Here is a 25954-nt window from a genome sequence, read left to right on the forward strand (position 1 = left end):
TGTCCTTAGAGACAATTATGGGAAAGGGCAGGCAAATGCCCTACCTCTTCCCATTCCGTCTGACGCAGATGTTTAGAGCGCCATGTGCCGATTGACGTCCTTGTAGAGAAGGTACCGGAATGGCCCCGGGCCGCCGGCATAACAGGCTTGAGGACAAAAGGCCCGGAGCCACATGTAGTCACCGGCCTCCACTTCGACCCAATCCTGATTGAGCCGGTAAACCGCCTTGCCTTCGAGCACATAAAGCCCGTGCTCCATCACATGGGTCTCGGCAAAGGGAATAACCGCCCCCGGCTGGAAGGTGACGATGTTGACATGCATGTCGTGCCGCAAGTCCTTGGGATCGACGAACCGGGTCGTTGCCCACTTGCCGTCCGTTCCCGGCATCTCTATTGGCGCGACATCGTCTTCATGGGTCACAAAGACCTCAGGGAAATCCAGACCGTCAACAGCTTCATAGGATTTGCGTACCCAGTGAAAGCGCACTGGGTTGGCGCTTTCATTCTTGAAGGTCCAATCCGTCTCGGGCGGCAGGAAGGCATAACTTCCGGCGCGCAAATCATGGCGCGTTCCCTCGACAGTCAGAACGGCCTCGCCCTCCACAACAAACAGAACACCTTCAGCATCGGGGTCCGTTTCCGGGCGCTCTGAGCCACCACCGGGAGAGACTTCCATGATGTACTGCGAAAAGGTCTCAGCAAACCCGGACAATGGGCGGGACAGGACCCAAAGACGCGTCTCGTCCCAAAATGGCAGATAGCTGGTTACGATATCGCGCATGGTCCGGCGCGGAATGACGGCATAGGCGTCTGTAAAGACGGCCCTGTCAGTCAAGAGTGTTTCCTGCCCTGGATGTCCGCCTGTTGGCGCGTAGTACGACTTCGGCACTGCCATTCTTCCCTTAAATTCAGTTGCAGATGGAAATATGGCCTTCAACGCCCCTATAAGCCAGAGGGGAAAGAGATCAGCAGTTTTCGATTTTTCAAGAAAATGGGGTGATTACGTTTAGCAACAAAGATAATGCTTATTTTAGTTCCGCTTCGGGCGTCGTTTTCCAATCGGTCAAAGAGGTTCGTTGACGCGATACACCATGTTCCGTCTTGTTCCAGCGGTAAGGTGCTGAGGCCAATTCCCAGACGGCTCTGTAAAAGGCGAGACCCGCGAACATCCAGTAGATCAAGACGCCCGGTGCGTCGAGCAACCGGATGCCATGCCCGCGCCTGCGGGCACCTGTCCACAAAGCAAACAAAGCGCCGGCATAGCCAGCGGCCGCACCTGATACAAACATCACGGTCAGCACAATATTGCCGAAGAAATAAGTGTGGTCGTAATACCCAAGGAGAGAACCGGTCAGGAGAACCAAGAAAACCGGATGTAGTGCGATCAAGAGAAAAGTGCCGAGGAACAATGCCGCCAAAACGGCTGTTCTGACCGCTCCAAGATCGCTCAGTAACCGTCTCGGTGATCGGGCATGAACGAAAATTGTCTGCAGCCACCCTTTGTGCCAGCGGGCACGCTGGGCGAGCCAAGCCTTCAAGGTAACCGGCGCTTCTTCCAATGTCTGACACGGCAAGACACCGAGCCGGAACCCCAGCCGTTCGAGCCGGACGCCGAGATCAGCGTCTTCGGTCACGTTGTACCGGTCCCACCCACCAACAGCATGCAATGCACTGATGCGAAAGTGGTTGGAGGTCCCCCCCAGCGGAAACGGCCAACGATGCCTGAACAACCACGGCAACAACTGGTCAAACAGGCAGGTATATTCAAGCGCGAACTGGCGGGAGATGAAGGTCTCGTTGGCGTTATCGACAACCAATCGCGCCTGCAGGCAAGCGAGTTCGGCCGGTCCTCGAGCAAACAGGAAAGCAGCCTTCTTCAGCTGGTCAGGGTCTGGCCTGTCCTCCGCATCGAAGACAGTCACATAAGTTCCGGTGGCTGCTGCCAGACCGTAGTCCAACGCGCGTGGTTTCGTCCGGGGTGTCCCGTCCGGCACCACCAAGGCTTCGATGTGAGGTGGCAGATCTTCAGGAAGGGCTGCCGCGGTTTCAAGGTCGTCCGTTTCCATCAGGAGGAGGATCTGAAGCCGGTCGCGCGGATAATTCAGCGCATTTAAGGCTCGTAGTAGATCCGGAACAACACCTGCTTCCCTATAGAGCGGAACAAGAACCGTATATCGCGGCCAAATGATCAGCCCGGAACTTAAGGGTTCCGGCAAATGGTAGACCAAGTCTTCCTCTTGAGAAGCCTGTGCGCAAACAAAGCGGATGATCCCGGCTCCCAAGCAGGCCAGCGAAACGACGCCGGTTACAACAAACAGCAAAGCCCCGGAAATCATCTGGCTGACACCCAGCACAAAAACAGCGAGAAAACACAGGATCAACAGGACCGCCGGCAACCGGATATGCCGCGCCGAATAGGACGGAAACCGGATTTCCAATTCTCCGGCCGGTGAATTGGATACATGGGACGCATATTCGATTGCGGCGGGGGTCGTAATCCGGATTTGTTTGGCAAGCACCGGATGGCGTTCCAAATGGCGGCGGACCGCGAGAAACTGTCCGGGCTCCGGAGCGATCGCATAAAGCGCCTGGTTCCGGTAAAGCGATAACAGGGTCGGGCCGAACTCCGCCTCCCCTATGGCCAATGGCCGGTCATTCAAGGTGCGCAACCGAAATCCGTTTTCGGGCAAAAACGGTAGATTGCAGAGTTCTGCAAAGGCGCTGTAAAGACACTCCGTAGTGACAATGGCGTGGCGAAGCAGATACTCTTCGAACGGGACGCCGTGAACTTGGGCCGCGTCATGAGCCGCTGTTAAAACCGATCGGGGAACGCCACGTGACAACAGGATTTCAAGAACACCCGGCAGACTGTCCTGCATTTCCGTTCCCCCCGCATACTCGATACACGCACTTCTGCCGTAGGGGATCGTCAATAAACGAAGCTGAGTTGCTGCCCCCCGGCAAACGGGTATTTGGTGTTACTTTCGTATTTTTAGTTGCATTACTATTAATTATAATCGCTATGGTTGCAACTTCTGATTTAGCTCGGGCAAATCAACCGGAAATCATCGTTCCAAATTTCTGGGATCACAAAGCTGTTTTTGACCGGCCGAACAACATCCCGGACACAATCCAGTTTCTTGCAACGGACAACTTCCCGCCCTTTGTGTTCCGCGATCCGCAAGGCCGCTTGACAGGGTTCAACATCGACTTGTCCCGTGCCCTATGTCAGGAGCTCGCAATCTCCTGTGCGTTGAAAATAAAGGACTTTGAGGTCTTGATCCCGGCCTTGGAGGAGGAAGAGGGAGACGCAATCATCTCAGGCCTTTCCAGGTATTCACCGCAGGCCCGCGATCTGACATTCACCGACGATTACATGAAACTGCCGGCCCGTGTGATCGTTTCAAACTCACCGGATAACGACTTCGGCGATGCTCCCGAACCCGGCCAAACAGTCGCGGTCCAAGACGGAACCCGTCACGAAGCCTTTGCCCGCAAGTTCTGGCCCAGCGCCGACATCCTGAACTTCCCGTCCACTGCAGAAGCGAGAGAAGCCGTGAAGGATGGGACGGCAGATGCTCATTTTGGTGACGGTCTCAGTCTCTCGTTCTGGCTGCGCAGCCCAGCGGCAGAAAACTGCTGCCGCTTTGCCGGTGGTCCCTGGTTGGAGCCGGGTTACTTTGGGGAGGGTATGGCGATTGCTACGCGGAGCGGCGATACCGAGCGGGCCGCAGCATTGAACTATGCCCTAAGACAGCTGCACCAAAAGGGCGTCTACCAGGAACTGTATCTGCGTTATTTTCCACTCAGTTTCTACTGATTTTCAGGTACCTCGGGACGCCGTCTGGACCTCAGAAACGGAATAGCCAGACTGAACGGCAAACTGTGCGCTTTCGGCGTGAGTTCGGGTCCAAGGCCGAGCTCCATGCCATCGTGCCCCCGCTCAGGCTGCGGCACATAGGTTCCGAAAATCCGATCCCATACGGAAAGGTTGAAACCGTAGTTCGAGTCCGTCTCGCGGCGCTCAACCGAATGATGTACCCGATGCATGTCTGGCGTCACGATCAACACTCTCAGGACCCGGTCGAGCCATCCCGGGAGCGAGGCATTTGCATGATTGAAGAGTGCTGCGCCATTCAACACGATTTCAAAAACCAGCACCGCTTCCACCGGTCCGCCGAGCGCGACAATGACCGCACCTTTCCAGACAAACGAGAGAAGGATCTCAATTGGATGAAAACGAAGTGCGGTCGAAACATCGACCTCAGCATCTGCGTGGTGCATCCGGTGAATGCGCCAGAACAGCGGCACCTTGTGAGACGCCCAATGTTGAAACCAGACCGCAAGATCCAGAATAACGAAGGTCAGCAACCAGGCAGCAACGCCCGACCAGCCGAGCCAGCCGAACAGGCCCCAGCCGTTGTCGAAGGCCAGCATCGCCAGGCCAACACCACCAATTGGAAAGATGAACCGAACCAACGCTGCATCAAGCACGACGAGCGCCCAATTGGTCGGCCAGCGTTTGCTCCGCCCGAGTGGTTGCTCCCGCTTCGGCAATGCGAATTCAATAGCCGCCATCAGGCCAAATATTCCCGCAAAACAGGTCAGCCGGATTGTGTTCGTATCCAGACCTTCCAGTAATCCAGCCGTCTCCACCTGCACCTCGCATCCCTGACTTGCTTTCCTTGCCGAGCATATGTAGTGCACGGACACGATTTCCAGCAATTCACATTCGCGCGGCACAGCAGACAAAACCATGACTGATTTTCTTTGGACCCGGCCGGACACAGCCCCCTTGGCAACACTACTCCTGGCACATGGAGCCGGCGCACCGATGGATTCTACATTCATGGAGAAGCTGGCAGGTGCTCTCGCCGAAAACAGAATTGCGAGTGCACGGTTCGAATTTGCTTACATGGCTGGCCGCAGAACTGGCGGCCCCAAGAAACCACCGCCGAAGGCCGACAAGCTGATCGGTGAGTTCCAAACTGCCCTGCAGAAGCTGATGAGTGAAGCAGAAGGACCGCTTCTGGTAGGCGGGAAATCCATGGGCGGCAGGGTGGCTGCCATGTTGTCCGGTGGCGGTTCGCTGCCCTCCCGGGTCAAGGGTGTCTGCTGCTTCGGTTATCCGTTCCATCCCACAGGCAAGCCGGATGCAGACTGGCGGCTTTCCCCTCTTCAGGACGCCAAGCGCCCGGTACTAATTCTGCAGGGAGATCGCGATCCCTTTGGCAATCAGGCGGAAATTGATGCCATCACTCTGCCCGATGCTGTCGCGCTCAGATATCTGGAAGACGGCAACCATGACTTTGGCCCGCGCGGCAAATCGCCCGCAACGCTTGATGGCAACATCAACGCCGCCGCTCAAGCCGTTGCAGAGTTCGCAGTCGGGCTTTGACACTACTCGGCGGGAGTCAATCCACGTCCGTTCATAGCAGATGGTGGCACAGGCCTCTGGCGCAACTGGACAAGACCGGCGATATCGTCGCCAATCTTCAGGAGAGCCGGCACCAGCACCAAAACAAGCGCTGTTGCGGTCGCCAAACCGAACACGATCGTGATGGCCATGGGCAACAGGAACTGCGCCTGCAGGCTGGTCTCAAACATCAGCGGCAACAACCCGCCGATAGTGGTCATTGAGGTCAACAACACGGCCCGAAGACGATCGCAGCTTGAACTGATTGCAGCTGAATCCAGGTCCTCGCCACTCTTGCGCCGTTCCTCGAAACGGGCGACCAAAATGATCGAGTTGTTGACCAGGATCCCGGCAAGTCCGAGCAAACCGATCATGCTGAGAATGGTGAGCTTAAAGCCCATCAGGTAATGGCCGACAATTGCACCGACGATGCCAAACGGAATGATCGACATGACAACGAGCGGCCTGGAATAACTGCCGAAGATCGCAGCAAGGATGATGTAGATCCCGGCAATTGCCATGAGAACACCGGTCAGGAGCTCGGAGAACGCATTCGCCTGCTCCTCTGCCCGGCCCGCAAAGGAATACTCCAGACCGTAGCTTCTGGCGAGATTGGGTAGGAAAGCCTCCTGAAGCTCGGCAATGATCTGGTTGTTCGACGTCACCGTGCTGTCGATGTCGGCGACCACGGAGACAACCGTCTTGCCATCCCGGCGCAGGATCACCGAGAAGCCTTGCGCATCGGTCAGGTTGACGACTTCTGTGAGCGGTACGAATTCACCACCCGGTGTTCGCAACGAGAGCTGGCGTAGGGCCGCTGTACCGTCGACATCGATTTGCTGGCGAACCCGAACGGTCACCTCTTCATCGCCTTCAGCAAACCTCCGGGCGATGTTGCCCTCAAACGCATTGCGGATCTGCCGGGCTGCGCTTTCGACCGTGAACCCGAGTGCCCGTCCGCGTGGCGTCAGCTCAACCAGCAGCTCCGGCTTGCCATAAGGCAAATCATCCTCAACGCCGCTGGTCCCCGGGAAGGCAGACAATTCCTGCTGCAGCTCCCGTGCTGCCGCCTTCAAATCCTGAAGCGATGCGCCGGTCAGACGGATATCCAGATCCCGCCCTGGAGGACCGCCGCGCCGCTCGGCGATCGCAACACGTGAAATCCCGGGAATTTCTGGAACGGCTGCCCGCCATGCATTGACAATGGCCGGTGTTCTGACAGTTCGCTCCTCGGACCGGCTGAGCTGAACGGTGATGTTCGCGACATTGTCGCCACGGTTGTTGCCCGCAACGCCGAGTGTCGCGTAAGTCGCAACGACAAGGCTCGAACCAGCACCGCCAGTGAGCTCCACTTCCGCTTCTTTGAGGGCGTCCTCAATTTTGATGATCCCAGCTATTGCTTGATCTTCCGGGATGCCCGCGTGGAAAAATATTGAGGCAGTCAGGTTTTCCGCTTCTGGCGAGGGAAAGAATGTAAAGCCCACACGGCCACCCCGGACGAGCCCCACAGCCAGCACCATGGCGGCGACCGCAACCGCGAATGTCACATACCGCCAGTTCACCGCGACTTTCACAAAAGCATGGAAGGGATAATCGCGGACCCAGTTGAAGCCAGCGTCAAACCCGCGGCGGAACCAGCTTGACTGGCCGCTGCGGCGGGACCCGGCCCGTGATCGGCGCATGACGCTCAGAAAAGCTTCAAATCCGACTGCAAGCGCAAAACAGACCGCGACAACAATCGCCTCGAACGGAACCAAACCGACGGTTTCCTTGAAGGCGCGCAAGGGATCATCGATCACATCCAGGAATGGGGGAACCGACATGTCCGGCTGGTTGACAAGCGCGCTCAGGAACAGCGCCGGCGCACTCGCAAGAAGAACGACGCGCCACCAGTTCCAGCGCGGCCGGCTGCCGAGGGCATGCGACAGGTGGCCCGGAAGGATCATGAAACATTCGATCAAGGACGCGATGACAACAGCGACCACAACGACGGGCAGCGTTCCCATGATTTGACCGAGCACATCACTGATCAGGAGGATCGGCACAAAGGCCGCAATAGTCGTCAGGCTTGCGGCAAAGATCGGCGCCAGCATCGTGGTTGCCCCGTTGACAGCCGCATCTTCAGGACTGTCCCCCATGGCTTGCCGGGTCGCCGTATGCTCGCCGACCACAATCGCATCATCAACAATCACACCGAGCATCATGATCAGGGCGAACATGGAGATCATGTTGATGCTCTCGCCCATCAGCCACATGATCCCAAGCGTTGCCATCATGGCGACCGGAATACCGGCTGCCACCCACAAGGCAATCCGAGCATTGAGGAACAAAAACAAAATCCCGACCACGAGCACCAGACCTGTCAGCCCGTTTTCGACAAGCAGGTTGATGCGACCCTTCACGGCGTCGGCCCGGACGTCGTATTTCAGGATTTCGAGTGACTGCGGCAGCTGAGGCGTGATTTCTGCCAAATAGTCATCGACGATCTGCGCCGCCTTCAATGTGTCTGTGGTCTCGGCTCGAAGAATGTCGAGTTCAATTGCGCGCGCGCCCTGAGAAAAACCCTGGTTTTCGCTTTCGTCAAAATCCCGGACGACCGTACCGATATCCTCAACCTTGGTCTTTTCGCCCGATGCAAAGGACTTCACCTCAACGCGACCGACAGCCTCCGGAGATCGATCCTCAGACAAGGCCCTGATCTGCCGTTCGACACCTCCGTCGAGATTGCCGGCAGGCAAATCAACTGTGTTTCCGGCAATCTGGGTGGCCACATCCGAGACGGTCAGATCCAGCCGGCGGAGTTCGCGTTCCGGTATTTCAACGAGATACTCCGGCGACCGATACCCCTTGAGCTCAACCTTGTCGATGCCGCGGGCGAGCAGGTCATCGCGCATCTGCCGCGCAAAGACTTTCAGCGCCTGCTCCGGGAACGGACCACGAAGGGCAAGCGTTGCCACGCCGTCTGTAAAGTTTGCCGCCGATACGACGGGCGTTTCGGAATCCACGGGAAGCGTCGTGACCGCAGAGACGGCCTGTTCGACATCCGACAAAGCCTTTTGCATGTCGGTGCCTTCGAAGAACTCCATCCGCACCGAGGCGCTGCCTTCGCGGCCGTAGGACGTCAATTCCTTCATGCCATCAATGAACCGGAGTTCGGGCTCGATAACTTCGAGAATGTTGGACGACACGTCCTCCGCACTGGCTCCCGGCCAGGCAACCGAAACGGAGATGCTGTCGATCTTGACGGTTGGAAAGAACTGCGTATTTAGCTTCGCAAGGCCGTAGGCGCCAAAGAGCACCATGATCGCCATGATCAGGTTGGCTGCATTCGGGTGCCGGACAAGAACTTCCATGATGCCGCGGGGTTCCATAGGGCGTGCCATGTCGTCCCCCTTTTACTGCGCAACCGCAGCAGATTGATCTGCAGGCTCAGCAGCTTGGTTCGGCGCCGGTTGCTCAGCGTTCACATCGCTGACCAGCAGTCCTTCGCCAGCTTCCGGGATACGCGTTACCAACAAGGTTTCATCGGAATTCAGGTCACCGCGCACGAGAATGAAGCCGTCGTCAATTGCAAGTGCGTTCACTGATCTGGCCTGAAGGCGATTGTCTTCAACGACATAGACAGTCCCCTGGCCATAATAGGCTGTTTCCGGGATGCGAAAGCTGTCGGCATAGGTTCTGTCCGGAACCGCCACTTCAACGAAGGCACCCGGGCGCAGCGGAACAGCCGCTCCGGATGCATTAATGCGGGCTATCAGATCAACGCCGCCCCGGTCACTTGCGACATCCGCTCCAATTCGCGTGACTGTGGCCGGATAAGTGACAGGCTGATCCCCGAGGTTCCAAATTACGTCGACCGGGCGCCCGACAACCGTACCGCTGTCTTCGAGCAAGCGGCCGTACTGGTTGTCCGACAAAGTCAGCCGGACTTCGAATTCGCTGCTGTCGTAGAGGGATACAATTGCATCATTTACGCTGATAAGACGTCCTGGCTCTGCTGCCGAAGAGCGCACGATCGCATCGAATGGTGCGGTAAGGACAGTGTTCTCCAACTGGCGCTGAGCGTTTTCAAGGCGCCATTCCAGGCGCTCGACAGTCGCCTTTTGCTGAACGACCTTTGCCTCTTCCAAAGCCAACGTGTTTTCAGACCGTTCAACACTTTGCTGGCGCTGGGACACGATCAGCTTACGGTCGTCGACCGTTCGCTCTGTTGCCGCACCGCGTCCGAGAAGCTCCTCTGCCCGCTCCAGATCCCGTTGGGCAAACTCCAGCTGTTCTCCGGCACGAACCAGATTGGCTTTTTCGAGCGCAACACGGCCTTCGTTTTCCACCAGGGCGGCTTGCGCTTCAGCAAGGTTGGCACGGGCTTCGGTCACGGCCCCTTCGTAGTCGAAGCGGTCAATCACAACCAGGGTATCGCCGCGCTCGACTTTGCCGCCAGCTTTCAGATCCGGATGGACTTCGACAATCTCGCCGCCGACCAACGCCCGCAAATCGACCTCCCGGCCAGCCTGGGTCTGGCCGTAAACGGAGATCAACGGCGCATAATCGCCTTGTTGAACGGTGGTTGTCTCAACCGCATAGCTTTTTTCCTGAACCGGCCGCTTCGGCACGTCCGGGCGGGTTGCAATGAGCTGATTCATGCCCTTGAAGGCACCGAAGAGAATGGCAAATGCAAGCGCCGTTTGAAGCAGCGCTTTCAGAACCAGCTTTGTGCGCTCCATCGGTGTCCGTGTCCGGCCTGCGGGCGGCAGGACTTCAGGACTTGGCGGCTTGCCGGTTTCCGGTTCAACGGACTGCAACATACTCAAGCTTTCTCACAGGTGCGAATGCGACGGCTCTAAACTATACGCGAACCGTGGGCATAAGATTACTTTGCACTGCAAAAAATCAAGGTTTTCAGCGCAGAAACGCGCTCTTCAGGCCGGAATTCGTGTATCCAAATGTATCAGTGGATACAGTCTGCAGGCCAGATGTTACCGGCCTGCAGTCTGTTCTCAGCGGTCAAATTCGTAAGTGGTGCTGCAGAATTCGCACGTCACGACGATTTTGCCATCAACTGTGACTTCTTCCACTTCGTCTGCGCTAAAGTTTGCCAAAACATTGGCAACTTTGTCGCGCGAGCAACGGCACTTGTCGGCAATCGGCTGGGCATCGAAAAGCCGGACGCCGCGCTCATGAAACAACCGGTAGAGCAGCGTTTCGACGCTGACTTCAGGGTCGGTCAGCTCCACATCCTGGACCGTATCGACAAGTGCCTTGGCCTCGACCCAGGCATCGTCTTCGTCAATTTCGTGACGCACGGTTCCCGCCGGCGCATCACCCGGATCAATGTCCGCCTGACGCATCCGTTCCGGCGCTTCAGGCAGGAACTGGATGAGTAAGCCGCCGCCTGTCCAGGATTTGACCGGCGCGTCTCCGTCCTGCCGTGTATAGAGTTCACCGACAGCCAAACGAACTTCGGTCGGGATCTGCTCAGATCGCTCGAAGTACCGGCGCGCGACCTCTTCCAAAGAGATGCCATTCAGCTCGACCAAGCCCTGGTAGCGCTGCATGTGCTTGCCCTGATCGATGGTCATCGCCAGATGACCATGCCCAAGCAGGGCTTCTGGCGTAGCAGCACCGGCATCGATCAACCCGGCAACACGCTCTGCGTCGAACGTTGCGCAAGCACGGATTGCGTCCGGCGTTTCAAAATCGACGACCAGCATCGATACCGGACCCTGCGTCTGGGTCTGGAGTGTAAACCGCCCGTCGAACTTCAGAGAGGTTCCGAGCAGGCTTGTCAGGACAATGGCTTCCGCCAGAAGCCGGGATACCGGCTCCGGATAATCATGGCGTCCAAGAATTTTCTCAAGGATGGGGCCAAGCGCAACACTGCGCCCGCGGACATCCAGTCCTTCCACGGCAAAGGGCCGGACAGCGTCCAGCCCTGCGGGCTTGATGCCCAGTTCTTCCAAATTTAATGCCACTTTGGCTACGCCTTAAGCTGCGCCGAAACACCAGGCCAAAATGCCCTTTTGAGCATGGAGCCGGTTTTCGGCTTCGTCAAACACGACAGAGTTGGGACCGTCCATGACCTCGTTGGTGACTTCCTCGCCGCGGTGTGCCGGAAGGCAATGCATAAACAGCGCGTCCCCATTCGCCTCGGCCATCAGGCGCTTGTTCACCTGATAGGCACTTAGCAGATTGTGACGGCTTTCGGCGTCGTCGTCGCCCATCGACACCCAGCAATCGGTGACGACACAGTCGGTCCCTTTGACAGCCTCATATGGGTCGTCGGTAACCAGAATGGAACCACCCTTGGCACGGGCGGTCTCAATTAGATCCTGCGGTGGGGCCAGTTCGGCCGGTGTCGCGATGCGCAGTTCGAAATCCAGACGCGGTGCGGCGTGAACCCAGGACGCCAGAACATTGTTGCTGTCGCCGGTCCAGGCAATGCTGCGCCCGGAGATCCCACCACGATGCTCTTCGAAGGTCATGATGTCTGCCATGATCTGGCACGGATGCGAGATCTTGGTCAGACCATTGATCACCGGAATGGTCGCGTTTTCAGCCAGTTCATTGAGAGCTTCGTGGTCCAGGATCCGGATCATGACGCCGTCGACGAACCGGGACAGCACCTTCGCCGTGTCGGCAATGGTCTCGCCTCGGCCCAGCTGCATCTCCGCACCGGTCAGCATCAACGTCTCGCCGCCGAGTTCGCGCATTCCAACGTCAAAGGAAATGCGGGTCCGTGTCGATGGCTGTTCGAAAATCATGGCCAGAACTTTGCCGGCCAGCGGCCCCTCACCCCGGCGAACGCCGTTGCGGTTTGCCTTGATCTTCTTTCCGGTTTCCAGAATAGCGCGCAGATCATCGCCCTCGAATTGGGTCAGATCCAGGAAGTTTTTGTACGCTCCGTTGGCGGTCATTCGGCCGCTCCTTCCAACAACTTTTTCTCAACGGCGAGTGCAGCCTGTTCAAGCCGGTTAACGGCATCGGAAATCTCTTCTTCCGAGATCGTAAGTGGCGGCAGGATCCGGACAACGTTGTCACCCGCCGGGACCGCAAGAATGCCCGCTTCGCGCGCGGCTGCGACATAGTCTCCCACCGGCGCGGTGCACTTGATGCCGAGCATCAGACCATTGCCCCGGACAGCCTCAAACACCTTCGGGTGGCTATCGACCAGCCCGGAAAGTTTTTGCTTGAAGGAGAGGCCCTTCTTTTGAACCTCTTCCAGAAAACCATCTGCAAGAATGACGTCCAGAACCGCATTGCCAACAGCCATGGCGAGTGGATTGCCGCCGAATGTCGTGCCGTGAGTTCCAGGTGCCAGCGCGGACGCAACCTCTTCGGTCGCAAGACAAGCGCCCATCGGGAACCCACTGCCGATGCCTTTGGCAACGGCCATCAGATCCGGATCAACGCCAGTCCACTGATGCGCGAACATTTTTCCGGTCCGGCCGACACCCGTCTGGATTTCGTCAAAGATCAGCAGGGCTCCGGTTTCATCACAAAGCTTACGCAGAGCGCGCAGGAATTCGTAGTCGACTTCCCGAATGCCGCCCTCGCCTTGGATGGGTTCGATCGCGATCCCTGCGGTTTGCGGACCGACCATGGCTTTCAAGGCCTCCAAGTCCCCGCTGGGCACCTGATCGAAGCCTGGGGCCTTTGGTCCGAAACCTTCCAGATATTTCGCCTGGCCACCTGCTGCAATTGTGCCGAGCGTCCGGCCATGAAAAGCGCCTTCGAAGGTCACGATCTGATACCGGTCCGGCTCATTGCGGTCATAGTGGTAACGCCGGGCACACTTGATCGCCGCTTCCATAGCTTCGGCGCCGGAATTCACGAACAAAACCTTGTCTGCAAATGTTGCATCGGTGAGGCGCTGCGCAAGCCGCGCGCCATCCGGCATCTGGTGCAGATTGGAAATATGCCAGAGCTTGGCCGCCTGATCCTGGAGAGCCTGGACCAGATGCGGATGAGCATGTCCGAGCGAATTTACCGCGATCCCGGACCCGCAATCGAGAAATCGTCGGCCGTCACTCGTAACAAGCCAGACACCTTCCCCGTGATCGAATGACAGGTTCGATCTTGCGTAGTTTCCAAAAAGCGCGGACGCGGACATACCTCTTTAGTCTCCTTTGGCCGCCGGAAGCGCCACTGGTATCGGACCGTCGGAACTCCGGGGCATCGCCTAAAATAAAGGCCAAAAACGCAATGTGCCGCCAAAGCGGCGGCACGTTGCAAGATCCTTATACACTGCCGAGGTCCCCGCCTGTCAATGGAAATGGCCATTGTCGGGGTTCGGGCTGTTTTATGTAAAAGTCTCAATGACCTCGCATCTGTTGGGGAAAAGTCCGTTCATCCCCAACTCACTGCAGCCTGACGGTTGCTTCACAAATTAACGTTATTGTAACCTTTGACTAATCAGACACGACATCTCGTGCGGCGTGTCAAATAGAGGCACAAGATATGCCATAATGGACTTGCGTTTGCGTGTCCAATAACGGGATTTTGGCCAGTCACTGGCCTTGGCAAGGGGTGCGGCAATGAGTTGGACGAACGATCGGGTTGAGCTTTTGAAGAAGCTCTGGGGCGAAGGCTTAAGCGCAAGCCAGATTGCGGGTGAGCTTGGAGGTGTCACCCGGAACGCGGTGATCGGCAAGGTTCACCGGCTCGGTCTTTCCGGCCGCGCCAAATCTTCTTCCTCAAGCGCGAAACCGCGCCGTCCGCGCACAACGGCCAACCCATCGTCTCAATCGGCACCGAAACGTCCGCAAACACAGCCGCAGACCCAAGGCTCCGCAGCGTTGAAGATGGAACCGACACCGGCCCCGGTCGCAGAGGTTCAACCCGTTGCAGAACCGATCGCTGACGTTGTTCCAATGTCCAAGCGGGCGACCATCCTGACGCTAACTGAGCGCACCTGTAAGTGGCCGATCGGCGATCCGGCGACAGAAGACTTCTACTTCTGCGGTCAGGTTTCCGAAGCCGGGGTGCCCTACTGCCCCTACCACTGCAAGATTGCTTACCAGCCGGTCGCTGACCGCCGCCGGAGCGCCAACAACAAGACCAGTGTTGCCCAGGCCTCCTGATCTCGAAAGACCCAAGAAAAAGCCCGCCGATTTGGCGGGCTTTTTTGTTTGTCTTGAAAGTCTCGATCAGGCTGCAGTGAACTGGTCGTTGAAGGCATAACCAGCTCCGCGCACCGTGCGGATTGGATCCTTCGCCTTGCCTTTGTTCAGCGCTTTGCGCAGCCGGCCTACGTGAACATCGACCGTGCGTTCATCCACATAGACATCGTGCCCCCAGACGCCATCCAAGAGCTGTTCGCGTGAAAAGACCCGGCCTGGTGCGGTCATCAGGAATTCCAGAAGACGAAACTCTGTTGGCCCCAAATGGATTTCCTTGGTGCTGCGCCGGACGCGGTGTGTTTCCCGGTCAAGTTCGATGTCGCCAGAGCGCAGCATCGTAGATACCACCTCCGGGCTTGCCCGCCGCAAGATCGCGCGGACACGCGCCATTAGCTCCGGGACAGAGAACGGTTTGACCACGTAATCGTCCGCTCCGGTCGACAGGCCTCTGATGCGCTCAGCTTCCTCGCCGCGCGCCGTCAGCATGATGACCGGCAAGCGCTCGGTGTCTTCGCGTGCCCGCAGGCGCCGGCACAGTTCGATTCCGGACAGTCCGGGCAACATCCAGTCCAGCAACAAAAGGTCCGGCTGGGTTTCCCGGAGGCGGATTTCCGCCTCGTCGCCGCGGACACAGGTCTCGACGGCGTATCCTTCAGCTTCCAGATTATACCGCAACAGAAGGCTCAACGGTTCTTCGTCTTCGACGATGAGGACCTTCGGCATGAATTCTCGCTCCAATTCCCTCAGCCGGCACTAAAGCGCCGGCTTACAGTTCCTGCTTCACAGCCCGCTCAGGCTGGCTCTGGCAACTCACATAGCGCCGGTTTCATCAACCTTGGTGCGGTCTTCCGGAAGCCGCTCGCCCGTCACCATGAAGAAGACGTTTTCGGCAATGTTGGTGGCATGATCGCCGATCCGCTCGATGTTCTTCGCACAGAAGAGAAGATGGACGCAGGAGGTGATCACCCGTGGATCTTCCATCATGTACGTCAGAAGTTCGCGGAACAGAGAGGTGTAGATCGCATCGACTTCGGCATCAGCTTCCTGCACGTGGCGCGCAGCCTCTGCATTGCGTCCGGTGTAGGCATCCAGAACCTTTTTCAGCTGCCCGAGGGCCAGCTCGGTCATGTGCTCGACGCCGATTGCCAGCTTCTTGCTCTGAATGTCGTTGTCGATTGCGATTGCCCGCTTGGCGACGTTCTTTGCAAGATCGCCAACACGCTCCAGATCGTTCGCGATCCGGCTGGCGGCTGTGATTTCACGCAGATCCTGCCCCATTGGCTGACGGCGCACGATCATTGCAATCAGGCCTTCCTCCACGTCCTGGTGCAGCGCGTCAAGACGGCGATCCTGATCAATCACGCGGCGCGCCAAATCGGTGTCGCCGGACACGAGGGCGGAAACGGCTTCTGCAAATGCTTTTTCTGCAAGACCGCCCATTTCAGCGATCCGGCCGGCCATGACGTTCAATTCGTCATCATAAGCCGTGACTGTATGTTCAGACATCCTGTGTCCCTTCGAAAAAATGTGCGATCCGGTTAACCGAAGCGGCCGGTAATGTAGTCCTGCGTGCGCTTGTCCACCGGGTTGGTGAAGATATCCTGTGTCGGACCTTCTTCAACCAGAATTCCCAAGTGGAAGAATGCAGTGCGCTGAGACACGCGGGCGGCCTGCTGCATGGAGTGCGTTACGATCACGATCGTGTAATTCTCGCGCAGCTCGTCGATCAGCTCCTCAACCTTGGCGGTCGCGATTGGATCGAGAGCGGAACACGGCTCATCCATCAGGATCACTTCCGGGCTGACGGCAATCGCGCGGGCAATGCACAGGCGCTGCTGCTGACCACCGGACATGCCGGTGCCCGGTTCGTCGAGACGATCCTTGGCTTCTTCCCAAAGACCCGCCTTTTGCAGGCTGGAGGCCACGATGTCATCAAGCTCAGCCCGGTTCCGGGCCAGACCGTGAATGCGCGGGCCGTAGGCTACGTTATCGTAAATCGATTTCGGGAACGGATTCGGCTTCTGGAACACCATTCCGACCTTGGCGCGCAGCTGCACCGGATCGACCTTCGGATCGTAGATATCTTCTCCGTCGATCTGGATGGAGCCTTCGACCCGGCAGATATCGATCGTGTCGTTCATGCGGTTGATAGTCCGCAAGAATGTCGACTTGCCACACCCGGACGGGCCAATGAAGGCCGTGACCGAACGCGGCTGGATTTCAATATCCACGTCCTTGATCGCGTGCGTGTCGCCGTAATAGACCTGCACTTTATTGGCTGAAATCTTGCTGTCGGTCATATCTGTCGCCTGTTCAATTTTCGGCATGTCATTCATGGGTACGCCTCCTTACCAGCGACGCTCGAACCTGCGGCGCAGGATAATCGCGAGGATGTTCATAGACAGAAGGAAGATCAGGAGGACGATGATACCGCCCCAGGCTTTCTCGTAGAACGCGAAGTCGGAACGGGCCGCCCAGGTGTAGATCTGTGCCGGCATCGCCGAGTTCGGGTCCATAAATCCGGAGACGAAACCGTCCGGATATCCGCGGGCCACAAAGCCGACCATCCCGATGAGAAGCAGCGGTGCTGTTTCCCCAAGAGCCTGAGCCAGACCAATGATCGTTCCGGTCAAGATGCCCGGCATCGCCAGCGGCAATACATGGTGGAACACGGCCTGCATCTTTGAGGCCCCGACACCCAGGGCTGCGTCGCGGATGCTTGGCGGCACGGCCTTCAGCGAGGCGCGTGTGGAGATGATGATTGTGGGCAGCGTCATCAGTGTCAGAACAAGACCGCCAACGATCGGCGCCGATTGCGGCAAGTGCATGAACTGAATGAACACCGCAAGACCAAGAATACCGAACACGATGGACGGAACGGCCGCAAGGTTCGAGATGTTCACCTCGATCAGGTCAGTGAACTTGTTTTGCGGTGCAAACTCTTCAAGATAGATGGATGCGGCTACTCCAATCGGCAGGGACAGGAACAACACCACCAGCATCATGAAGAACGATCCGACCACAGAGGCTCCGATGCCGGCACCGCCCGGATTGTCCACGCCGGAGTCTGCCCCGGTGATGAACGGCCAGTTGAAGACCGTCTGGATAATCTCGCTCTCGACCAGCACATCGACCAGATCCAGATCGGATTTTTGGAGGAACCGGCTGTCTGTGATGTTGTCCCGGGTCAGGCGGCCATTCATGTAACCGTCAACACGGGAGGATGCCGCCAGTTCGAAGGCAACCGGTTGACCAAGCTGGTCCGGGTTCGCCCGGTAGAACTCGCGAATGGTGCTTCCCGGCTTGCCGACAATCCGCTCAATAGCAGCAATATCGAACGGAACCTGGATGTCCTTTTGCTCAAACTGCGCGCTCATCGCTTCAGTGAACACAGCCTCGTAAGCCCGTGTCTTGAAGAGCTGGCTTTCAGCATCGTCGAACTGTTCCTGGGTGACCGTAAACTCAACGGTCAGTACGGTCCGCGTAAAGGCAGGGATGCCTTCGCTGATGATTGAGTAGGCCAGGACGACCAAGAAAAACAGACCGGCCCCGATAGCGGCAATGCCGTAAGCCTGAAAGCGTTTCTCGGATGCATTGCGTTTCTTTGTCAGCTCGTCCGTCGCATACAGTGAGCGCGGCTGTGCTGACGTTTTTTCAGGCGCTTTAGCGCCTTCTGGAGAAAGAGTTGCGTCGGTCATCAGTCATACTGCTCCCGGTATTTGCGCACGATGTAGAGCGCGACAATGTTCAAACCGAGCGTCACCACAAAGAGCGTCATGCCCAGCGCAAAGGCGACCAGCGCCACCGGGGATGCAAAGTCTGCATCGCCCGTCAGCTGGCTGACGATCTTCGCTGTCACTGTTGTCATTGCGTCGAAGGGGTTCAAGCTGAGGCGCGCTGCGGCACCCGCACCAAGAACCACGATCATAGTTTCACCGATGGCTCGGGAGGCCGCCAGCAGGATCGCACCAACGATACCCGGAAGGGCAGCCGGTAGAATGACCTGCTTGACGGTTTCGGACTTGGTCGCACCCAAGCCATAAGAGCCGTCACGCATGGCTTGCGGAACCGCGTTGATGATATCGTCAGAGAGCGAACTCACGAATGGGATCAGCATGATGCCCATCACGAGGCCGGCGGTCATCACTGCCGTACCGGACTGCATGATCCCGGCCCCGTCCGGCCCGAAGACCGATACAAGAAGCGGGCCGACTGTCAGCAGCGCAAAGAGACCGTAAACGATCGTCGGAATGCCGGCGAGGATCTCGAGTAGCGGCTTGGCGACGGCGCGCACCTTCGGTCCGGCGTACTCTGAGAGGTACACCGCAGCAAACAGGCCGATCGGCACAGCCACGGCCAAAGCGACGAACGAGATGTAGAATGTGCCCCACAAGAGCGGGATGATCCCGAGTTGTGAATTGCCGCCGCGGCCGGAGAAGGTTGGTGACCACGTCAGGCCGAAGAAGAAGTCGAATGCAGGGTAGAGCCGGAAGAACTCAACCGTATTGAACACCAGCGAAAAGACGATCCCGGCAGTCGTCAGGATCGCGATCGATGCGGCCGAGATCAAAAGTGCCTTGATGCCCCGCTCAACCGTGTTCCTGGCGCGGAAGTCTGCCCGGGATTCATAAAGCCCCCATGCCGCCCCAGCCAAAGCCGCAAGGATGACGACAATCGACATCATGAAATTGCCGGTGGCGTTCAGCACCCGGTACTCTTGGGCTGCCCGGAGAATTGGCTGCGTAATCTGAGACGTGACGACCTGCCCCGCCTCTTTCAGCCGTGCCGTAACATCGTTGAAGTCGGCACGGGCATTGCGCGCGAAGTCTTCCGAAATCAGCCCTTGAGCAACGGCGTTGTCCAAACCGCGCGCAGCACGGCGCACTTCGGCAAGCACAAGCCCACGCGACGACCCTTCCGCGATCTCGCTGTCCGGGATCAAACCTGAAACACTGTTGTTAACGATCAAAGGCTGCGCCAGCAGCCATAGGACCAGAATGAGGAAGGCAGGAACCACCACCTTCATTGCGACGTTTGAGCCGTAATACGAAGGAAGCGAATGGAGCTTTATCTGCTCGCCTCCTGCGCTCGCTAAAGCTCGACCACGTCCGAGTACGTAGCCCACCACCGCAATGGCGAGTACGATCAAGATGAGCCAGACCACAGGCATCTGCTTCCCCGGATTTTATATGAAATTTCCAAAAAGGAGAAAGGGGCGGCGGAATATGCCGCCCCTCATATTCGAACCTGAAGGCTCGATTACTTCATGGTTTCTTCAGCTTCGATGGAAGCCTGAGTAGCAGCCAGCTCCGGATCGGAAACCAGGCCGTACTGAGCCAGCGGGCCTTGCGGGCCAGCGATTTCGTCAGCTGTGAAGAACTGAGCGTACTCTTTCAGACCCGGGATAACGCCGATGTGTGCTTTCTTGACGTAGAAGAACAGCGGACGGGAAACCGGATACTCGCCAGTGGAGATGGTCTCTGTGGAAGGTGCGATGTCAGACATGGTCGCAACTTTCAGCTTGTCGGTGTTGTTCTCGTAGAACGCCAGACCGAAAACGCCAACGCCGTTCGGGTTGGAATCGATGCGAGCCAGGGTCTCGGTGTAGTCACCGTCGATGTCAACGGACTTGCCGTCTGTACGAACTGCAAGACATGCGTCTTCAGCGTCGTCTTCGGACATACCACCGTCCATCATTGCCTTCATGGCGCCGGACTCTTCACAACCAACGAGGAGAACTTTCTCTTCGAAGACTTCACGAGTGCCGTGCTTGGTGCCCGGGATGAATGCAGCGATTTCAACGTCCGGCAGGGAAGCGTCAACTTCGGACCACTTTGTGTACGGGTTGTCGACGATAGCGCCATCAACCAGGACTTTCGGAGCCAGAGCGTTGTGCCACTGAACCGGTGTGAAAGCGGTGAAAGCCGGGCCGTCTTTTTGGGATGCGAAAACGATCCCGTCATAGCCGATGCGAACTTCCATGATGTCGGTTACGCCATTTTCTGCGCAAGCCTTGATCTCTTTTTCGCGGATTTTACGGGACGCGTTTGCAACGTCGATGGTGTTTTCGCCAACACCTTCACAGAAGCGCTTCAGGCCAGCAGAAGAACCGCCGGACTCAACAACCGGTGTCGGGAAGTCGGTGTTTTCACCGAAAACTTCAGCGACGATAGAAGCGTAAGGAAGAACGGTTGAAGAACCGGCAACCTGAACCTGGTCGCGAGCCTGAGCGGCGCCAACGAATGCAGTGGAAGCAACAGCAAGAGCAGTTGCGCTAACGAGGGTCGTAAATTTCACTTGACCACTCCCTTTGAATGTCAAGGTTTGCAAATCCACGCTGGACGCGATTTCGTCCAAGCGCTGCCCGGAACCTAGGCCCGATGGATGAGAGTTCTATGACAGATTTTTTTCAGTTTTATGACATTATAAGTATCTGTATTTATTGATTAATTCTAAAATTCTACATTTCTTTGTGTCATCCTGCGCTTCCGATTGACACATAATCCATGGCGTGACTGACACGCAGTAGAGAAGCTCTCAGGTCTCCTCACCTCGAACCCGCTTCTTTAGGTAGTAGAACACGTTCCAGCACGGTTCGCGTGATTAGTCAGCGAACTCGCCCCATAAGTTATTCTGACAATTAAGACTTTTGATCGGAACACTAAATAGGCCGCGATCACGCGGCCCGGAAACAGACATTAGCCGGAAATGATCACCTTGAACGTGGCGCCCTTACCCGGCGCGCTCTCGACATCGAGCCGGGCGCGATGACGGGTCAGGATGTGCTTGACGATCGCAAGACCCAGCCCTGTGCCTTTCATGGCCCGGCTGGAATCAACATCAACGCGGTAGAACCGTTCTGTAAGGCGCGGCAAGTGTTCCGGAGCAATCCCTTCTCCGTAGTCGCGTACGGCAAGTTCCCACGCGATCTCGCCCTCGCCCATCTGTTTAGAGGTCAAACTGACATCGACAACTTCGCCGGTGCTGCCGTATTTGAGCGCATTCTCGACCAGGTTTTCTGTTACCTGGATCAGTTCGTCCCGGTCGCCCGAAATCATCACCGGCGTCTCGGGGAGATCCAGCCGGATCGTCATGTTCATGTCGCGCGCCAACGGCCCAAGAGCGTCATTTGTGTGTCGGACGATTTCGCAAAGATCGACTGAAGTTTGCGGGCGAACATGGGCACGCAGTTCGATGCGCGACAATGACAAGATGTCGTCGATCAACCGGCGCATCCGCCCCGCCTGATCCAGCATGATCGACAGGAACCGGTCACGTGCCTCAGCGTCGTCGCGAGCTGGCCCTTGCAAGGTCTCGACAAAACCGGTTAGCGATGCGAGTGGTGTGCGCAGCTCATGGCTGGCGTTGGCCACAAAATCAGTCCGCATGCGCTCAAGTCGGCGGTTCTCCGTCTGGTCCTGGACCACGACAAGAACAAAAGCGGGTTTACGGCTGCTCGCCTGTCCTTCTTGAGGACCCGGCTCGTGAATGGGCGCGATATAGGCCTCAAGCCAGGTTTCTGTTGGAACCTTCTCGATCCAATTGATGCGCTCTGCAGTGCCGTTTGAACAGGCCCGATCAAACGCTTCCAAAAGCGATGGAGCCCGCAAGGAGAACGACAGCGGATCTCCCGGTTTCGCGCCGGGGTAAATCTCCATCGCCCGTGCGTTTACATACCGAGTGATGCCACGCGCATCCGCAACGAAGCACGGCGTTGGCAAAGCATCGACCGTGACCTTCATGTCCGTTCCAGGCCACATGCGCCGCATTCTGCGCTGCGCATTGATCTTCAGCCGTCGGCTGGCGGAGTTGCGGGGAATTGAGAGCGTGGCAGCCAAAGTGGCGGCAAAACAGAGAGACCCCACCCAAACCGGGATTTCATAAACAACCACGAGGCCAGTCAGAATGACCGCGCTGGCCAAGAGCGCCCACCGCGCATCCCTCAAGCGGCGCCTCGGTGTTTCCACAGGCGAAATCTGAGGGCTGTCTTCAAAAGGCGGTTGAGACACGGTCATAGGCTTGCGGGTTTAAAACGAACTCTGGGTGTCCGCCGGTTAAGGTTATTTCGACACCTCACCTTGCAGGTTAAAGTGTGAAGACATGAAAGGTGCACTCCGCCTAGCACAGAATGCATGTCAGCTAAACGACAGAATGGCGGCTTCCTGACGCAGGCGCATCATTTCCGCTTCAGCGTTTTTGCCGCCGCAACAATGTTCTTCAAAATTCGTGGCCAGCCATTCGATTGCATCATGAGCTGCATATATTCGCCGCCCGCCTCGCCATGCCGTAGAAACTTGTTGTGTACGACCTCAACCCGCGTCACCTCTCCGGCCTCACGAAAATTGAGCATGACCCGGCTAGCTGCAGCCGGGTCGGCGATCAGACTTCCATCCTGCGCCACCTGCCAAGAAATCCGAATGTAGAGCGGTTCTTCTATAGAAAGAACGGTACCCCAGATGCGCCGCTGCCCCTTGTCGTCGATTTGGTAACAGGCGCCGCCAGCAAAGGGCTCTATGCGGACATCAAGGTCACCGCTGGGGGCCTCACTCATGGGCAGGCACCACCAAAGCTCCGGATGGTCGACAATCAGCTTGAACGCATCAAGTCGCGCGAGCGGTATTACGCTCTCAAACCGGCATTCAAATTCCGATGCCACTTGGCTCGTCATGGCAGCGTTGTTTTCGACATCTTGCTTCATCGGGTTTGACAAGATCCCATGTTTTGGGCTCGATGCTTCATCATATGGCCGTTATCCGATTCAAACGTCAATTGCGTGACGTCCGGTCCCATCCTTCAGGAACCATCTTAGCATGAAACATGACCGATCCTTCGATCCGCGCTATGGGGAACGCGTGGAGCTCTTGCCCGGCCTTTGCCGCGTGACAGCAAGAAACCCGGGCCCGTTCACTTTTCATGGCACGAACAGCTACATTCTGGGCCAGAAGCACCTGGTTGTTGTGGATCCGGGCCCGGTGGACGAAGAACATGTAAACACCTTGCTATCGCTCACGGATGGCGCACAGATCGAGGCAATCCTGGTCACGCACACACATGTGGACCACTCGCCCGCGGCCCGGATACTTCAAGAACGCTCAGGCGCAAAGATCATCGGATGCGCGCCGCACCATACGGCCCGCCCCCTCATGGAAGGTGAAGTCAATCCACTGGATGCCAGCGGGGACAAAGACTACGCGCCGGATCAGGAGTATCAGGATGGCGATGTATTTGAAGCAGCAGGCATCAAATTTGAATCCATCGCCACACCAGGTCATACCGCCAATCACATGTGTTTTGCACTCTCCGGCGAAGACGTGCTGATCAGCGGAGACCATGTCATGGCTTGGTCTACGTCCATTGTGGCTGCCCCGGACGGTTCCATGCGCGACTACATGGCTTCCATCGACAAGCTGCTTGCGCGCTCCGAGACAACCTATGTGCCGGGGCATGGCGGTCTTGTTTCTAATGCGCCCCTCTATGTTGAGCAGCTGAAACAGCACAGATTGTCCCGCGAGGCCTCAATCCTGAATGAACTCGGTACGCAACCACGCAGCATTCCGGAGATCGTTGCCAAGCTTTACGCCGATGTGGATCCCAAACTACATGGTGCGGCAGGGCTGTCAGTGTTTGCGCATTTGGAGGATTTGACCGAACGCGGTCGGACAATTGCAGACCCAAGTTTGGCTCTGGACGCAACGTTCCGGCTGACAGCATAACCGATAGATATCAGCCTTCGAGATCATCCAGCTCGAAGGCGTCGGCAGAGAGCCCTTCATCATCTTCAAAGTAGGGCTTGAAGCTCGGCAGCGGGATTGTTTCCCGATCGCGTTCAAAAACTTCCAGGGGGGCGTCCTCCTGAAAGTCGGACTCTTCAACCGCCAGACGCTCCAGATCGCCGTAGGTTTCTAGGAGAACCCGGTCGACTTCATCCATGAGACCTCGGATGACATCCGCATTTCCCGAAAACTCACGTAAAGGCGACTGAGATCTGGAGCGGACATCAAGGAGCGCACCGACTGGATCCGGGCGGACCCTCAGGGCAATATCGTGCTTAAGGCCAAGCAGCTGGGTGGTTTCCTCGGCCCACAACGCGGTTGGCGCATCCAATAGATCGGGCGGAAGTTCATCAACAACCCGCCAGTTCAGCTCATCAACCGCTTTCTTTGCAGCCGCGTGCAATTCGCCTGGAGTTATCCGGTAGCGCCGTGGAACAATGTCCGGGTAGAGCTCCAATTGAAGCTCGGCAGCTGACCTGTCAGTGCGCACGACCTCCTGGTACTGGGTCCAGGCCGTGTTGCGGACATGCGACGCCATCCAAACCAATACTACCTGGTCCGACTGCGGCAGAACCTCCACCAGCAGTGGTGGCTCGTCCGGGTCCGTGGTCACATCCGTGAGCTCCGGATCCACGATGAGAAGTCCCAGAACGGCTGCAGGCGCACACAGCGCAACGGCACCCAACATGACACCAAGTATGGAAGATCCGATACCGCCGCCGCCACGGCTCCAAATCCGGACAAATGCGATCAGCCCACACAGCATAGCCGTGACGGCCAAAACGGCCGCCACAGAGAGGGACAAAACGAATGTATCAGGTGTCAGAAGTTCAAAACGCTGCGTCACCAAGGTGACCAAAGCCAGCGCGAACGCAAGCGCCCCGAGAGTGCGGCTGGCTGGTGCAGCTTTTGATCTGTGAGCCGGGTATTGCTTCATCTGACCTTGCGTTCAGTTTCCAACCGCCTGTTTAGCATTCCTAACCGTGTCGGCAAAGCTGGCATGTGTCTGATGTCCCCGGCAATACATCGATCTCCGGCCTAAAATATTTCGCAACCAATACGCTCACCCGGTTCGTTAAGAAAGCCTTACCGCAATTGTTCACGTTTGATCCAAGTTGGTAACAACCTGACATCCTTTTTGAGTAGCCGAACACGGAACGTCGGGGCATCCTATGTTTATCCGGATAAGAAAAAGCGAAAATTGGCAAAATGTCATCTAAGCGCCTTATTCCGGCACCACATCACCGGTTGCGGATCGAAACACTCTTAGGCCGCATCGATTAGAAACTGAGACAGAAAGACGGAACGGAACAATGTCTGATCAAACTGCCCGCCCTGCACAAACTGCACAGGCTGGAGCAAAACTTGAAAGCCTCTACAAGCCAGTTGGCATCGCAGCCCTAAACGCTGCAGCATTGTGCTTGCGTCCGTTCTCGAAAAAGACCTCCGGAAAATAATCCGTCAGGCGTAATCGGAGGCGATCAGGCATCACCTTCTGGTTTCAAAACAAACGACATACCGTCAAACACTTTTGCATGCGCAGCAACAGCGCGTGCGAACCATCAGCGTTTGGCTGATCCGTCAACAATGTTTGTTGGTCAGGGTATGTTATTGAAATAGCCGCAAAAGTGGTTGCGTGCGCCCAGA

The 25954-nt window shown here is 57.2% G+C and carries 22 protein-coding genes; 5 read left to right on the forward strand and 17 right to left on the reverse strand.

Annotated features, from left to right (window positions below; genetic code table 11):
* Positions 1 to 72: 72 nt before the first annotated feature.
* Together ACQY4Z_RS06670 and ACQY4Z_RS06675 are read right to left on the reverse strand one after the other, a co-directional pair.
* Complete coding sequence (locus tag ACQY4Z_RS06670; protein ID WP_428527777.1) at positions 73 to 894, reverse strand: bifunctional allantoicase/(S)-ureidoglycine aminohydrolase; 822 nt, start codon at positions 892 to 894, stop codon at positions 73 to 75.
* A gap of 130 nt (positions 895 to 1024) precedes the next feature.
* The gene (locus ACQY4Z_RS06675; RefSeq protein WP_428527779.1) at positions 1025 to 2878 is read right to left on the reverse strand and encodes a glycosyltransferase family 2 protein; all 1854 of its coding nucleotides are present in this window, start codon (positions 2876 to 2878) and stop codon (positions 1025 to 1027) included.
* 143 nt (positions 2879 to 3021) lie between these two features.
* Between ACQY4Z_RS06675 and ACQY4Z_RS06680 the strand changes: the two genes are divergently transcribed.
* Entirely contained in the window at positions 3022 to 3819 is a 798-nt protein-coding gene (locus ACQY4Z_RS06680) for a transporter substrate-binding domain-containing protein (protein WP_428527781.1), read from the forward strand.
* Here the strand turns inward: ACQY4Z_RS06680 and ACQY4Z_RS06685 are convergent.
* Entirely contained in the window at positions 3813 to 4577 is a 765-nt protein-coding gene (locus ACQY4Z_RS06685; RefSeq protein WP_428529739.1) for a sterol desaturase family protein, read from the reverse strand. The genes ACQY4Z_RS06680 and ACQY4Z_RS06685 overlap by 7 nt on opposite strands.
* A gap of 178 nt (positions 4578 to 4755) precedes the next feature.
* Between ACQY4Z_RS06685 and ACQY4Z_RS06690 the strand changes: the two genes are divergently transcribed.
* A complete protein-coding gene (locus tag ACQY4Z_RS06690) occupies positions 4756 to 5397 on the forward strand; it encodes an alpha/beta family hydrolase (protein WP_428527783.1) in 642 nt (213 codons plus the stop codon).
* A 2-nt stretch (positions 5398 to 5399) separates the two neighbouring features.
* Here the strand turns inward: ACQY4Z_RS06690 and ACQY4Z_RS06695 are convergent, their stop codons facing one another.
* The 5 genes from ACQY4Z_RS06695 to ACQY4Z_RS06715 all read right to left on the reverse strand — a co-directional run bounded on the left by ACQY4Z_RS06695 (position 5400) and on the right by ACQY4Z_RS06715 (position 13525).
* Complete coding sequence (locus tag ACQY4Z_RS06695) at positions 5400 to 8798, reverse strand: efflux RND transporter permease subunit (RefSeq protein ID WP_428527785.1); 3399 nt, start codon at positions 8796 to 8798, stop codon at positions 5400 to 5402.
* Positions 8799 to 8810: 12 nt separating this feature from the next.
* Positions 8811 to 10220, reverse strand: a complete 1410-nt coding sequence (locus ACQY4Z_RS06700; protein WP_428527787.1) for an efflux RND transporter periplasmic adaptor subunit — start codon at positions 10218 to 10220, stop codon at positions 8811 to 8813.
* Between the two features lie 192 nt (positions 10221 to 10412).
* Positions 10413 to 11387 (reverse strand): Hsp33 family molecular chaperone, encoded by a 975-nt coding sequence (locus ACQY4Z_RS06705; protein ID WP_420338572.1) that lies wholly within the window; start codon positions 11385 to 11387, stop codon positions 10413 to 10415.
* A gap of 12 nt (positions 11388 to 11399) precedes the next feature.
* Positions 11400 to 12329, reverse strand: a complete 930-nt coding sequence (gene argF, locus ACQY4Z_RS06710) for an ornithine carbamoyltransferase (RefSeq protein WP_428527789.1) — start codon at positions 12327 to 12329, stop codon at positions 11400 to 11402.
* A complete protein-coding gene (locus ACQY4Z_RS06715; RefSeq protein ID WP_428527791.1) occupies positions 12326 to 13525 on the reverse strand; it encodes an aspartate aminotransferase family protein in 1200 nt (399 codons plus the stop codon). The genes argF and ACQY4Z_RS06715 overlap by 4 nt, the downstream gene beginning before the upstream one ends.
* 424 nt (positions 13526 to 13949) lie before the next feature.
* On the opposite strand from ACQY4Z_RS06715, the gene ACQY4Z_RS06720 reads away from it, so the two are divergent.
* On the forward strand, positions 13950 to 14495 hold the full coding sequence (locus ACQY4Z_RS06720; protein ID WP_428527793.1) for a GcrA family cell cycle regulator: 546 nt from the start codon (positions 13950 to 13952) through the stop codon (positions 14493 to 14495).
* Between the two features lie 66 nt (positions 14496 to 14561).
* Here ACQY4Z_RS06720 and phoB read toward each other — a convergent pair whose 3' ends face one another.
* The 8 genes from phoB to ACQY4Z_RS06760 all read right to left on the reverse strand — a co-directional run bounded on the left by phoB (position 14562) and on the right by ACQY4Z_RS06760 (position 23232).
* Positions 14562 to 15257 carry a phosphate regulon transcriptional regulator PhoB gene (gene phoB, locus ACQY4Z_RS06725; protein WP_040451610.1) on the reverse strand — a complete coding sequence of 232 codons (696 nt, stop codon included), beginning with the start codon at positions 15255 to 15257 and terminating at the stop codon, positions 14562 to 14564.
* Positions 15258 to 15344: 87 nt separating this feature from the next.
* On the reverse strand, positions 15345 to 16040 hold the full coding sequence (gene phoU, locus ACQY4Z_RS06730) for a phosphate signaling complex protein PhoU (protein WP_133948073.1): 696 nt from the start codon (positions 16038 to 16040) through the stop codon (positions 15345 to 15347).
* Between the two features lie 32 nt (positions 16041 to 16072).
* Entirely contained in the window at positions 16073 to 16861 is a 789-nt protein-coding gene (pstB, locus tag ACQY4Z_RS06735) for a phosphate ABC transporter ATP-binding protein PstB (protein ID WP_286189813.1), read from the reverse strand.
* Positions 16862 to 16882: 21 nt separating this feature from the next.
* Positions 16883 to 18232, reverse strand: coding sequence for a phosphate ABC transporter permease PstA (gene pstA / locus ACQY4Z_RS06740; RefSeq protein WP_428527796.1), 1350 nt, complete (start codon positions 18230 to 18232; stop codon positions 16883 to 16885).
* Complete coding sequence (gene pstC, locus ACQY4Z_RS06745) at positions 18232 to 19704, reverse strand: phosphate ABC transporter permease subunit PstC (protein WP_133948078.1); 1473 nt, start codon at positions 19702 to 19704, stop codon at positions 18232 to 18234. Before pstC ends, pstA begins: the two co-directional genes overlap by 1 nt.
* 89 nt (positions 19705 to 19793) lie before the next feature.
* A complete protein-coding gene (locus ACQY4Z_RS06750) occupies positions 19794 to 20831 on the reverse strand; it encodes a substrate-binding domain-containing protein (protein WP_133948080.1) in 1038 nt (345 codons plus the stop codon).
* Positions 20832 to 21232: 401 nt separating this feature from the next.
* Entirely contained in the window at positions 21233 to 22549 is a 1317-nt protein-coding gene (locus ACQY4Z_RS06755; protein WP_428527799.1) for an ATP-binding protein, read from the reverse strand.
* Positions 22550 to 22710: 161 nt separating this feature from the next.
* Positions 22711 to 23232: an SRPBCC family protein gene (locus tag ACQY4Z_RS06760; RefSeq protein ID WP_428527801.1), complete on the reverse strand. Its 522-nt coding sequence runs from the start codon at positions 23230 to 23232 to the stop codon at positions 22711 to 22713.
* 112 nt (positions 23233 to 23344) lie between these two features.
* On the opposite strand from ACQY4Z_RS06760, the gene ACQY4Z_RS06765 reads away from it, so the two are divergent.
* Positions 23345 to 24247, forward strand: coding sequence for an MBL fold metallo-hydrolase (locus tag ACQY4Z_RS06765; RefSeq protein WP_428527803.1), 903 nt, complete (start codon positions 23345 to 23347; stop codon positions 24245 to 24247).
* Positions 24248 to 24257: 10 nt separating this feature from the next.
* Here ACQY4Z_RS06765 and ACQY4Z_RS06770 read toward each other — a convergent pair whose 3' ends face one another.
* A complete protein-coding gene (locus ACQY4Z_RS06770; RefSeq protein ID WP_428527805.1) occupies positions 24258 to 25244 on the reverse strand; it encodes a DUF1499 domain-containing protein in 987 nt (328 codons plus the stop codon).
* Between the two features lie 376 nt (positions 25245 to 25620).
* Here ACQY4Z_RS06770 and ACQY4Z_RS06775 point away from each other — a divergent pair, with 376 nt between their 5' ends.
* Complete coding sequence (locus ACQY4Z_RS06775) at positions 25621 to 25764, forward strand: hypothetical protein (protein WP_409689513.1); 144 nt, start codon at positions 25621 to 25623, stop codon at positions 25762 to 25764.
* The last annotated feature ends 190 nt before the right edge of the window (positions 25765 to 25954 follow it).

Origin of the sequence: Roseibium sp. (assembly GCF_965276855.1) — a bacterium.
Taxonomy (GTDB): domain Bacteria; phylum Pseudomonadota; class Alphaproteobacteria; order Rhizobiales; family Stappiaceae; genus Roseibium.